Raw genomic sequence first — 12,160 nt, forward strand, 5'->3', positions numbered from 1 at the left:
CAATTATAGCGAGCTGATATTGTCTAGGTAATATTGCGCTCGCGTTAGTGTATGCTGCTTTGTAATTTCATCTTGTTTGTCCCAATTTCGATAGACCATGCCAATACGTGGGTTAGTGGCAAACCGTGCCCGATGTGTGATCATAAAGTGCCAATACAAGCTATTTAATGGACACGCGGTCTCAGTGGTTTTTTCTTTCACATTGTAGTGACAGTCGCCACAGTAATCACTCATTTTATTGACATAATTACCACTGGCAGCATAAGGTTTTGTGGCGACAATACCATTGTCGGCAAATTGCGTCATCCCACGAGTATTTGGCATTTCAACCCACTCAATGGCGTCTATATAAATACCTAGGTACCAGTTATCGACCTGATCAGGGTGAATACCGGTGAGTAAACAAAAGTTACCTGTGATCATCAATCGTTGAATATGGTGTGCATAGGCGTACTCTAAACTTTGCGTGATTGCATGTTGTAAGCAGCGCATCTTTGTTTGACCAGTCCAAAACTGGGGGGGTAAATCGCGCTTCGCATTTAAAGTGTTATAGGTTCTATAGTCTGGCATGTTAACCCAATATACCGCGCGTATATATTCTCTCCATCCCAATATTTGTCTCACAAATCCCTCTATTTGTGCAATGCTAATGGTACTAGGGTGATTCTTATAGGCCGCCACTGCGCTACGAATGACCTCAGAGGGAGACAGAATTTTGGTATTTAAGGCGAATGATAGCCGACTATGATACAGGCTCCATTTATGCGCACTATTGGCGGTCATCGTGTCTTGAAACTTTCCGAAATTAGGCAGTAAATAGCGACAAAAGTAATGCAGTAATTGGTGTGCTTCAGCTCTGCTGGTAGGCCAAATAAACGGGTGTTGAAGTTGCCCCAAAGTGGCTATTTTATGTTTTTTTATACGTTGCACAATATCCCTGATATCGTAATCAAACAACAGTGGTGCAGGGATATCAGTGAGATCGGCCTTTTTGAGTTTTTTCCTATTTTCATTGTCAAAGTTCCATTTTCCGCCTTCAGGGAAATCACCGTTCATTAAAATATTAAAGCGCTTGCGCATTTTGCGGTAGAAGTGCTCCATGGTGATGTGTTTATTTTTGGTGAAGTATGTCGAGATTTCTTCAAACGGGAGAAAAAAGTGTTCACTCTCAATACAATGTACCCTTGTGTGCATTAGCACCATGTCAGCCAGCTGTATCGCAAGGCGATACTCATCTGGTCTTTGGTATTCAAAGCAATCACATTGATATTCGTGGCATAAGCGCTGAATTAGTTCTGGTAAGCTCTTGTCATTACTTGTGTCATCAAGTGTTAAATAAACCACGTTGAAATTGGCTTGCTTTAGCGCCATTGCAAAGCGCCTCATTGCAGCGAAAAAACCACATATTTTTTGTATGTGATGCGTGGTGTAATGGGCTTCTTGATGCAATTCGGCGATCACGTAAGTCACATTAACATCGTTAGTTTTAAACCAGTGGTGTCCAGCATCAAGCTGATCACCAAGTATTAGGCGTAATGTTCGCGCTTTTTGCATTATTAGCACTCCACTTTACAGTGGCATGGCCACCCAGTTATATCGTTGCAGTCACTCTGCCCGTTTGGATTTGACGTTGCCGATGGAGGCGACCAAGTTTGTGTATATTCACCACTGGGGTCATACAGCTTTGCTTGTTTTTCGATGTTGAAATGGCGACCTCCTTTTACGTCTGCACCGACCCCAGCAATATATTGCCAATTGCCCCAGTTACTTGCTACATCGTAATCTATTAGACATTGCTCAAAATAAGCAGCGCCATAACGCCAATCTAACTGCATTTCATTAATGAGGTAACTTGCCACGATTTGCCTTCCTCTATTTGAGAGCCAGCCGGTTACGTTTAACTCATTCATAAGTGCATTGATAAAGGGGGAGGGGGTATTGGCATTACACCATGCGGCAAACCGCTGAGCATAAAAGCTGGTAAGAGGTGTAGTCTGAGACACTCCTGAAAATCGAAATAGGGCCGCTTGATGTTGGGCGCTGTACCATCGAAAATATTCGCGCCACAGTAATTCAAAGTAAATCCAATATGTTGACTCGTTATGACCATTGAGTGCTTCGTATTGTCTGAGCGCATGCAGAATCTGATGTGGGCCGATAGCACCGTGCGATAAATAGGGTGAGAAGCGTGTAGAAAAGTCATCACCTTGCAGTGCATTACGGGTGAGTTTATAGCTTGATGCAGATGAGGAGTCAAAGTAGCGCGCTAGGTGGCGCTGTGCATTACTTTCACCGCCGCAGTAATAAGGGTTATTCCCGTTGGATATAATTTCGGGAAGTGAAAAATACAGCGCAACTGGGGCTGGTGGTAAATGATGCACTAAAGTGGGCTTTTGGGCTTGCAATGTTGTTATAAACGCCTCTTTTTCAATTTGCTTTCTAAACCCTGAAAATGTTTTTGGTAGCTCTGCTAGGCTAAACGGAAGCTGTATTTCATCAAGAAGATGACTGGTATTGTCTGACAGAAACTCCACCTTGGTAAACGTTGCCTGTAATTTTTTCCACACTTTTGTCTCGTTGTATCCTGAGTGAATAGCTTGGCCTACGTGTGTAATACCGTATCGTTGGATGTAATCATGAGTAATGGTATACCTGTCACCAAATTCGACTTGTAATGTTTGGCCATGTTGTGCGAGTGTACCTTGTAGGTCATGTAAGGTACTTTTTAAAAAACCCAGTTGTGCTTGGGTGGGCGGTACTTGCGCAAAGTGTTTTGAAAAATGGTTTTGGGTAGGTAAACAAAATAAACAAACCAGTGCATCAACTGTGGTTGACAGTGCCAGCAAAGCTTTATTGTCTTGTACACGGCAGTCTTGATTAAATAGGTAAAGGCCAATTCGTTTCATAATAAAATGTTCGCTATTTCTTTATTAGTTATACGAACAGAAATGAAAAAAGCCCACATGGGCTTTTAAATGAACTAAAAATTAGGCTACTGGCATTGCTCAATTAGACTGCGCAAATGTGCACCAATATCTTGGCTTTGACTACGCCCGTCTTGCAGTACTTGCGCTGCTTTTTCTTGTAGCTCATTTAAGTTATATTCAGACAATAAGGTGCGTAGATAATTAACCGTGTCAGCACCTTGTTGAAGCAGTTGTGGAATACTTTCTAATGATATTTCCGACTCAGATAAACTACCAATTGTTTCAGCGAGCTTAGATAAGTCGGCACTATCTTGCAGGGCACCTTCAACTTCAATAAGTGCCCCCATTGGATCCGCGTCCAGTTGCTTCGCAACGCACGCGGCAACAGTGCCCTTTTCAGCCGTTGAAGAAAACGTTGCTAAGCCTTGTTCTCTAATTGCTTCAATAGCTGATTTTAGCTCATTATTTTGTGATAAATACTGCTCTTCAATTTGTGTTTTTGATGACTCAAATACATCGCAAGCCGTTACCGACAATAATAAAAACCCCGATAAAACGAACGCTCTTTTCATAACCATTCTCTTTGCGTAAACTCAAATGCAGTCTACTTTGCTGGCAAGGAAAAGTCATCTTAAGGTCGATATTTGATGCTGTTTTTGCTGTCTAAAATGTTGCAAATTAACAACGTTAGTTGTATTAAACGCGACGCTTTTGATTATATTGGCAAACATATGAAGGGCTTTTCGCCAAGCATTACGTAATGCCAATGTAAATTGCCGTCCCAAATGAAGTTGCAGTGTTTCCAGCATTGTATGGCATATCACCGCAATGTCGTACTCGCTTAACCTGAGAGTATGAAAATCTGATTTGTATTGTTGAACCAAATCAACCAGCGCGCTTTGCTGTGGTAACAATGCAATTGCCTCGTGTAAAAAGGTATGAATACGGTGTTCAATGTTGAGGAGGTATTTAGGTGAGTTGGGAACAACAAGCTGTAAATCGTATCTTTTAAGCTGGCTATGCAAGCTAACACAAAAACAATGAAAATTAGGTTTTAACGTAGCAAATGACTGCGTTAATAGTTGGTATTGATAAGGAGAAATACTCATAATCGCCTCTTTGTCGATTAAAAGCGCGTCCGTTTGCTTGGATGGAAGAATCATTTTCAGATGACTGCAAACCTGCGTTTGAATTATCAGAAAAGAACCAAACGTGATAGCTGTGGTACAACCGAACCCAATAACTACCTCGAGTTTAAATTGACTGTTTATTGAACTCTTGACGATCAGTATAGAAGTGAAGCGAGCAGATGTGAATGATTAATTTATGGGTGTTTTAGGTTTTTAATAAAAAGGCAGTAAAATACATACTTTCCTGCCTCTATTCTTTTTTGTAAAATTAATTAATTGGCGCTAGTAGTTTTGGGTCGGTTACTAGCTTACGAACACCATGTGCGTGATCTTCTTCAAACTCATTGCTTTCGCACCATGTTGCGAGTGTATTGATGTCAACTTTGGCACAAGCTGGGCGTACGCTCCAGGTGACTTGTAGCGGTGAGCATTGTTGTGCTGTGTAGCTAGGGCCGGTGGTTGAGCCTAAAAATTCTACAGGTTTACCCGTCGTATCAGGGATGTGTTTTGCTTGGTGATATCCGTTTACAACATTACCGTCGTAATCCAGATCGTTGAAATCAAGCGCATTTTCATCATTAACGACCATGAATACTTGTGTTTCTACACGTAATTGTGGATTAGCACATTTGTCACTTAAACATGAGCCTAGACCCTTACCAGGTGTCACATCACAAGAACTGTGAACCCAATGGACTTCAATGGTGTCACCAGGTTTGACATTTTTGCATACTTTTCCTTTGGGCGCTTTCAATTCGGCCGCAGTTAATGAGCTGGTGGCATTACATTGATACCCGCCATATTTATTATCACCAGCAAAGACTGAAAAGTCTTTGGCTTTATGCTCTGCATTTTTGTGAAAATGAATGTTACACAGGTTCATTTCTTCGCTATCAGGTGCTTTTGAGAATACCCGCTTGTTTTCGCCAAGTAGATTATCAATATCACGAGGTGTTTGTGGTCCATACCCTTCACAACTTGAAGCAATGGTTTGTCCCGCAAATGCTAATGATAGCGCTGTCAATAGCGACACTGTTGCTTTTTTCATAATAGTTTCCCTGTAATGTTAAAATTGCGATATTATATCGCAGCTTACAGCGATATGTAATGTCCTGAGAAAGAAAATTACCTATTTTAGGGTCTTTAGTGATTCAAATAAAAGAATTAATCGTTGTTGTAAGGTTGCTTATTAATGGAACACTCCTTATAATACTGCGCATATTTTGCAGTGTTTGCTGCACATTGGCGCGGGATGGAGCAGCCTGGTAGCTCGTCGGGCTCATAACCCGAAGGTCGTCGGTTCAAATCCGGCTCCCGCAACCAAATTCTAAAAAATATGTTTATTTTTTAGATGTAGCGCGCATTCTATGTAATGCGCGTTTTGCGTTTAAGCGTTTGCTTAATTTGGCTGTTAAGCCCGCAACCAAGTAAGGCCTTTGGCCACACAGTTTTGTTTTAGGTGTGACGCCCCGCTTGGTTCGGGGCGTTGTTGTATCTAGTGCTTTGCTTTTAGCAGTGCTGAATACTAAACAGCTAGTATAATTGGGGCTTAAGCCCTTTTTTTGTTTGTATGGAGGAAATTTGTGACAAAACTCGAGCAAGATTTGACCGTAATGTTAGAGCCAGCTGTAGAAGCACTCGGTTTTGAATTGTTAGGTCTGGAGTTTGTGCAAGCCGGTCGTCATTCTACATTACGTGTATACATTGAAAATGAAGGCGGTGTTTCAGTAGATAACTGTGCTGATGCAAGCAGACAAGTAAGTGCGATTCTTGACGTAGAAGACCCGATTACAAACGAATATGATTTGGAAGTGTCTTCTCCTGGCGTTGATAGACCACTATTTAAGTTGGCTCATTATGAGAAGGCACAAGGTGAAGAGGTGCGAGTACGTACTAAATTACCACAAGATGGACGACGCAACTTTAAAGGCGATTTAGTCGCAGTTAGCGCCGATATGATCACGTTAAAGATCGATGGTAACGAACATTTCATTATGCTCAGTAACATCGAGCGTGCAAACATCATCGCAAAATTTTAAATATTGAGTGCGAAGGACAAGGGCAAGCGAGGCATTACCTATGGCAAAAGAGATATTATTGGTGGCAGAAGCCGTTTCCAATGAGAAGGCAGTCCCAAAAGAAAAGATTTTTGAAGCGTTAGAGTTTGCTCTGGCGACTGCAACGAAGAAAAAACATGACGGTGATATTGAAGTTCGAGTTTCAATTGATCGCAAAACAGGCGAATACGATACGTTCCGTCGCTGGATGGCAGTGGATCCGCAAGAAGATGGTTCATTAGAAAATCCGTACTCAGAAATAACCCTGGAAGCTGCGCAGGTTGAAGAGCCTGAAACACAAATTGGTGATTTTGTTGAAGAGCAAATTGAATCAATAAAATTTGACCGTATTACAACACAGATGGCAAAGCAGGTTATCGTACAAAAAGTACGTGAAGCTGAGCGTGCACTTGTTGTTGAGGCTTACAAAGATCAACAGGGTGAACTGGTTACCGGTGTCGTTAAAAAAGCAACACGTGATGCCATTGTTATGGATTTGGGTAATAATGCTGAAGCGGTTATTTACCGTGATGATATGCTACCACGCGAAAGCTTCCGCCCTGGTGACCGTGTTCGTGGTTTACTTTATGAAGTAAAACCTGAAGCACGTGGCGCACAATTATTTGTGACGCGTTCAAAACCTGAAATGTTGATGGAATTATTTCGCATTGAGGTGCCAGAAATTGGCGAAGAAATGATTGAAATTCGTGGTGCAGCGCGTGATCCCGGTTCTCGTGCAAAAATCGCAGTTAAATCAAATGACAAACGTATTGACCCTGTGGGTGCGTGTGTTGGTATGCGTGGCGCACGTGTGCAAGCTGTTTCTACTGAGCTTGGTGGCGAGCGTGTCGATATCGTATTATATGACGACAACCCTGCACAGTTTGTTATCAATGCAATGGCACCAGCGGAAGTCGCTTCTATCGTAATGGATGAAGACTCTCGCTCAATGGATATCGCTGTAGAGGCTGATAACTTAGCACAAGCCATTGGTCGTAATGGTCAAAACATTCGTCTAGCGAGTCAATTAACTGGCTGGGAGCTAAATGTGATGACAGTTGAAGACATGGATGCGAAGAACTCAGAAGAGTCAGATAAGCTCGTTAATTTGTTTACACAAAACTTAGACATCGATGATGACTTTGCAGGTTTATTGATTAACGAAGGTTTCTCAACGCTTGAAGAAGTCGCATATGTTCCAGTTGCTGAGTTTTTAGAAATTGACGGCCTTGATGAAGACACCGTTGAAGAGCTGCGTAATCGTGCAAAAGATGCGTTAACAACGAAAGCACTTAAAACAGAAGAAAGCCTTGAAGGTGCAGAGCCTGCTGAAGACTTGTTAGCATTAGAAGGGTTAGAGCGTCATTTGGCATTTGTTATGGCAAGTAAAGGTGTTGTTACCCTTGAAGACTTAGCAGAGCAGGGAATTGACGAGCTGGTAGAAATTACAGAGTTATCAGAGCAAGATGCTGGGCAGTTAATTATGGCTGCACGTAACATTTGTTGGTTTGGTGAAGACGAATAATTTATTAACGGAGTAACACACACTATGGCAGAAGTAAGCATTGAAAAACTAGCCGAGACTATTGATACAACTGTTGATAAATTGCTGCAGCAATTAAACGATGCAGGGATCACCAAAGGCGAGACTGATAGTGTTACAGAATCTGAAAAGGCTCAGTTACTTGACCACCTAAGTAAACAGCATGGTGGTAAAGGTGCTGAAGGTCCTGAACGTATGACTTTGCAACGTAAGAGCAAAAGCACATTAAATGTGAAAGGCTCTACGGGTAAAGATAAAGCAGTTCAGGTTGAAGTACGTAAAAAACGTACTTACGTCAAAAAGAGCACTATTGACCAAGAAAAAGAGCAAGAACGTCTAGCAGCAGAAGAAGCTAGCCGTAAAGAGGCTGAATTAAAAGCACAGCAAGCCGCTGAGCAAAAGGCCAAAGAAGATGCTGAGCGTAAAGCAAAAGAAGACGCTGAGCGTAAAGTTAAAGAAGAGGCAAAGCGTAAAGCTGAAGCTGAGCGAAAAGCCAATCAACCGCAGGACAAGAAAGTGGATAGTGCGAAAGTTGAAAAAGACCGCCTAGAAGCGGAGCGTCTGCAAAAAGAAGCAGAAGAGGCAGCATTGATAAAAGCTGAAGAAGAAGCGAAGCGTCAAGCAGAAGTGGCGCGTAAACTAGCTGAAGAAAATGAAGCTCGTTGGAAAAAAGAAGAAGAGGAACGCCGTCGTCGCGAAGAAACGGCTGACCATCACCTGACAACATCAACTTATGCACGCGAAGCAGAAGATGAGTCAGATGCACGCGAAGAGAAAAGTGCGCGTCGCAAGAAAAAGAAAAAAGCACCTGCAAGAGCTGAAGCGCCTTCAAGAGGCCGTAAAGGTAAACTAAAAGCGCCTTCATCTTTACAGCACGGCTTCCAAAAGCCAGTTGCAGATGTAAAACAAGAAGTACGTATCAGTGAAACAATTGCTGTTGCTGAACTAGCTTCTCGTATGGCTGTAAAAGGCACTGAAGTCGTTAAAACGATGATGAAAATGGGTGACATGGTTACAATTAACCAAGTTATCGACCAAGAAACAGCACAACTAGTTGCTGAAGAAATGGGTCACAAAGTAGTTCTAGTAAAAGAAAATGAGCTAGAAGTACAAGTATTGAATGACCGTAGTGAAGTTGAATCAACTGAATCACGTGCACCAGTGGTAACGGTAATGGGTCACGTTGACCACGGTAAAACGTCAACGCTTGATTACATTCGAAGCGCAAAGGTAGCGTCTGGCGAAGCTGGTGGTATTACACAGCACATTGGTGCCTATCACGTTGAAACGGAAGGCGGCATGATCACCTTCTTAGATACTCCAGGACACGCCGCGTTTACGTCAATGCGTGCACGTGGTGCAAAAGCAACTGATATCGTTATCCTAGTTGTTGCCGCAGATGATGGTGTAATGCCTCAAACAAAAGAAGCTGTACAACACGCTAAAGCAGCGGGTGTACCTTTGATTGTTGCTGTGAACAAAATGGATAAAGAAGGCGCTGATCCAGACCGCGTTAAGAACGAACTAGCACAGCTAGACGTTATCCCAGAAGAGTGGGGCGGCGATACGCAATTTGCACACATCTCTGCAAAAGCCGGTACTGGTGTTGATGAGCTTCTAGAAGCGGTTCTAATGCAATCTGAGCTATTAGAGCTTACTGCACCAACACAAGGTATGGGTGCAGGTGTTGTTATTGAATCACGTCTTGATAAAGGCCGTGGCCCAGTTGCAACTGTACTTGTTCAATCTGGTCAGCTTAAGCAAGGCGATATCGTGCTTTGTGGTCTTGAGTATGGTCGTGTTCGTGCAATGCGCGACGAAAACGGTAAAGAAATCAAGACTGCTGGTCCATCTATCCCAGTAGAAGTATTAGGTCTATCTGGTGTACCTGCTGCAGGTGATGAAGCGACTGTTGTTAAAGACGAGCGTAAAGCACGTGAAGTTGCATTGTACCGTCAAGGTAAATTCCGTGATGTTAAACTAGCGCGTCAGCAAAAAGCGAAGCTAGAGAACATGTTCAGCAACATGACTGAAGGTAATGTGTCTGAAGTTAATGTTGTATTGAAAGCGGACGTTCAAGGTTCAATTCAGGCAATTGCAGATTCACTTGTTAAACTCTCTACAGATGAAGTTAAAGTGAAGATCGTGGGTAGTGGCGTAGGTGGTATCACAGAAACTGATGCAACACTTGCCGCGGCTTCAAATGCAATCATTGTTGGCTTTAACGTACGTGCGGATGCATCTGCGCGTAAAGTGGTTGACTCTGAGAACCTTGATTTACGTTACTACAGCGTTATCTACAGCTTGATTGAAGAAGTTAAGCAAGCGATGTCTGGTATGCTAGCTCCTGAATTTAAGCAAGAGATCATTGGTCTTGCAGAAGTTCGTGATGTGTTCAAGTCTCCTAAAATCGGCGCAATCGCGGGTTGTATGGTTACAGAAGGCATCGTTAAACGTAGCGCGCCAATCCGTGTACTTCGTGAAAACGTTGTTATTTACGAAGGTGAACTTGAGTCACTTCGTCGCTTTAAAGACGACGTACAAGAAGTGCGTAACGGCATGGAATGTGGTATCGGTGTTAAGAACTACAACGATGTTAAAGTTGGCGACCAAATCGAAGTATTCGAGACGGTTGAAGTTCAACGTACATTGTAAACCATTGCTATAATAATGGTTGAAATGGGGGCACTAGCCCCCATTTGTTCGTTTAAAACTAATTAAACTTATTATTGTTTTTCAATAAGTTAAAATTTATAAGTGGTGAAGATGAGAGAATTTTCTCGCACAGATAGAGTTGGCCAGCAAATCCAAAAAGAGATTGCTGTGATATTACAACGCGAAATTAAAGACCCACGCTTAGGCATGGTGACGGTTTCTGCGGTTGAAGTATCAAGAGACTTATCTTACGCAAAAATCTTTATTACGGTATTGAATACCAGTGATGAAGATAAGACTAAGCAGAGTGTTGCCATCTTAAATGATGCAACGGGCTATATTCGTTCTATTCTAGGTAAGCGTATTCGTGCGCGTATCATGCCAGAACTACGTTTTGTGGTAGACAACTCGTTACTTGAAGGTATGCGTATTTCAAACCTTGTTGATTCGGTTATTCGTGATGATAACGAAAAGCGCGGACCTGAGTCATCGGAGGATGAGCAAGAGTAATGGCAAGACGTTCAAAAGGTCGTCCGGTTGATGGCATCGTGCTTTTGCACAAACCTGAAGGGATCTCGTCGAATAAAGCGTTGCAACAAGCGAAAGGCATTTACTTTGCGCAAAAAGCAGGTCATACCGGTGCATTAGATCCACTGGCAACAGGCATGCTACCCATTTGTTTTGGTGAAGCGACCAAGTTCACACAGTTTTTATTAGATACTGATAAAACCTATGTTGTGCGTGCCAAGCTAGGCGAACGCACAACCACCTCTGATTCTGACGGTGAAGTGGTTGAAACACGCCCTGTAGATATCACACTTGATGGTTTACAAAAAGAAATTACAGGTTTCTTGGGTGAAACTGATCAGTACCCTTCAATGTATTCAGCATTAAAATATCAAGGCCAGCCTTTATATAAATATGCCAGAGAGGGCATTGAAGTACCTCGTAAGTGTCGAAAAATAAATGTATATAGTCTAACGCTTGACGAATATGATGCTGAAAATGAAGAAATTCAGATGACAGCGCATGTGTCTAAAGGTACATATATTCGCACCATCGTGGATGATTTAGGTGAGAAACTAGGGTGTGGTGCGCATGTCATTATGTTGCATCGTTCAAAAGTGGGCCATTATCCAAGTGAGCAAATGGTCACGATTGAACAACTCGAAGAGAAACTACAGCAAGCAAAAACAGAAGGGGTTGAACCTTCAACATACCTAGATGAATTACTGTTGCCGATGGACACTGCTTTGGTTGATTTACCCGTGGTTGAGATCTCGGCGGAGCAAGGTGTGGCATTCAGCCATGGTCAGGTTGTGGTATGTGGCACGGTACCTGAGGGTATTATTAAAGTGGTTGCAGATGGGCAGTTTATTGGTATTGGTGAACGTAACCCAGATGGCCATTTAAAAGCCAAACGCGCACTTGCAACTAACCAATAGTTTTTTCTAGTCTCATGCGGTGAATATTGCTATACTGCGCGCCGCTTACTCGCTTTTGCTGAATTAGTGATCGGCTTAAGCACAATTTAAATTAATTTTGGAGTTATTATGTCACTAAGTACTCAAGAAAAAGTAGAAATCGTTGCTAAATTTGCACGTGTTGAAGGCGACACTGGTTCACCTGAAGTACAAGTAGCACTTCTTACTTTCGACATCAACAAGCTACAAGGTCACTTCGCTGATCATAAGCATGATTTCCACTCACGTCGTGGTCTTCTTCGCAAAGTTAGCCAACGTCGTAAATTACTTGATTACCTTAAAGGTAAAAACGTTGAGCGTTACTCAGCGCTAATCAAAGAGCTTGGCCTACGTCGCTAATCTTTTGATTGATTGTTGGCTTTTT

General features: G+C 42.5%; 11 protein-coding genes and 1 tRNA gene. 7 read left to right on the plus strand and 5 right to left on the minus strand.

Features of this window, described 5'->3' with window-relative positions; genetic code table 11:
• Window positions 1–3: 3 nt before the first annotated feature.
• The 5 genes from PAUR_RS03985 to PAUR_RS04005 form a co-directional block, all read right to left on the minus strand.
• Window positions 4–1,554 (minus strand): cryptochrome/photolyase family protein, encoded by a 1,551-nt coding sequence (locus tag PAUR_RS03985; protein ID WP_192506524.1) that lies wholly within the window; start codon window positions 1,552–1,554, stop codon window positions 4–6.
• Between the two features lie 2 nt (window positions 1,555–1,556).
• Window positions 1,557–2,906, minus strand: a complete 1,350-nt coding sequence (locus tag PAUR_RS03990; RefSeq protein ID WP_192506525.1) for a DASH family cryptochrome — start codon at window positions 2,904–2,906, stop codon at window positions 1,557–1,559.
• A gap of 86 nt (window positions 2,907–2,992) precedes the next feature.
• A complete protein-coding gene (locus PAUR_RS03995; RefSeq protein WP_192506526.1) occupies window positions 2,993–3,499 on the minus strand; it encodes a hypothetical protein in 507 nt (168 codons plus the stop codon).
• Window positions 3,500–3,553: 54 nt separating this feature from the next.
• Window positions 3,554–4,036 (minus strand): globin, encoded by a 483-nt coding sequence (locus PAUR_RS04000; protein WP_192506527.1) that lies wholly within the window; start codon window positions 4,034–4,036, stop codon window positions 3,554–3,556.
• A 289-nt stretch (window positions 4,037–4,325) separates the two neighbouring features.
• The gene (locus PAUR_RS04005; RefSeq protein ID WP_192506528.1) at window positions 4,326–5,105 is read right to left on the minus strand and encodes a delta-class carbonic anhydrase; all 780 of its coding nucleotides are present in this window, start codon (window positions 5,103–5,105) and stop codon (window positions 4,326–4,328) included.
• Between the two features lie 198 nt (window positions 5,106–5,303).
• Between PAUR_RS04005 and PAUR_RS04010 the strand changes: the two genes are divergently transcribed.
• The 7 genes from PAUR_RS04010 (at window position 5,304) to rpsO (ending at window position 12,135) form a co-directional block, all read left to right on the plus strand.
• Window positions 5,304–5,380 (plus strand) — tRNA-Met (locus PAUR_RS04010).
• 260 nt (window positions 5,381–5,640) lie between these two features.
• Entirely contained in the window at window positions 5,641–6,096 is a 456-nt protein-coding gene (gene rimP / locus PAUR_RS04015) for a ribosome maturation factor RimP (RefSeq protein ID WP_192506529.1), read from the plus strand.
• 40 nt (window positions 6,097–6,136) lie between these two features.
• A complete protein-coding gene (nusA, locus tag PAUR_RS04020) occupies window positions 6,137–7,639 on the plus strand; it encodes a transcription termination factor NusA (protein WP_192506530.1) in 1,503 nt (500 codons plus the stop codon).
• A 24-nt stretch (window positions 7,640–7,663) separates the two neighbouring features.
• A complete protein-coding gene (infB, locus tag PAUR_RS04025) occupies window positions 7,664–10,312 on the plus strand; it encodes a translation initiation factor IF-2 (RefSeq protein WP_192506531.1) in 2,649 nt (882 codons plus the stop codon).
• A 111-nt stretch (window positions 10,313–10,423) separates the two neighbouring features.
• Window positions 10,424–10,822 carry a 30S ribosome-binding factor RbfA gene (gene rbfA, locus PAUR_RS04030; RefSeq protein WP_010365895.1) on the plus strand — a complete coding sequence of 133 codons (399 nt, stop codon included), beginning with the start codon at window positions 10,424–10,426 and terminating at the stop codon, window positions 10,820–10,822.
• Window positions 10,822–11,757: a tRNA pseudouridine(55) synthase TruB gene (gene truB / locus PAUR_RS04035; RefSeq protein ID WP_192506532.1), complete on the plus strand. Its 936-nt coding sequence runs from the start codon at window positions 10,822–10,824 to the stop codon at window positions 11,755–11,757. Before rbfA ends, truB begins: the two co-directional genes overlap by 1 nt.
• A 108-nt stretch (window positions 11,758–11,865) precedes the next feature.
• On the plus strand, window positions 11,866–12,135 hold the full coding sequence (rpsO, locus tag PAUR_RS04040) for a 30S ribosomal protein S15 (RefSeq protein WP_010365898.1): 270 nt from the start codon (window positions 11,866–11,868) through the stop codon (window positions 12,133–12,135).
• Window positions 12,136–12,160: the final 25 nt, after the last annotated feature.

Source organism: Pseudoalteromonas aurantia 208 (genome assembly GCF_014858725.1).
Classification (GTDB): Bacteria; Pseudomonadota; Gammaproteobacteria; order Enterobacterales; family Alteromonadaceae; genus Pseudoalteromonas; species Pseudoalteromonas aurantia.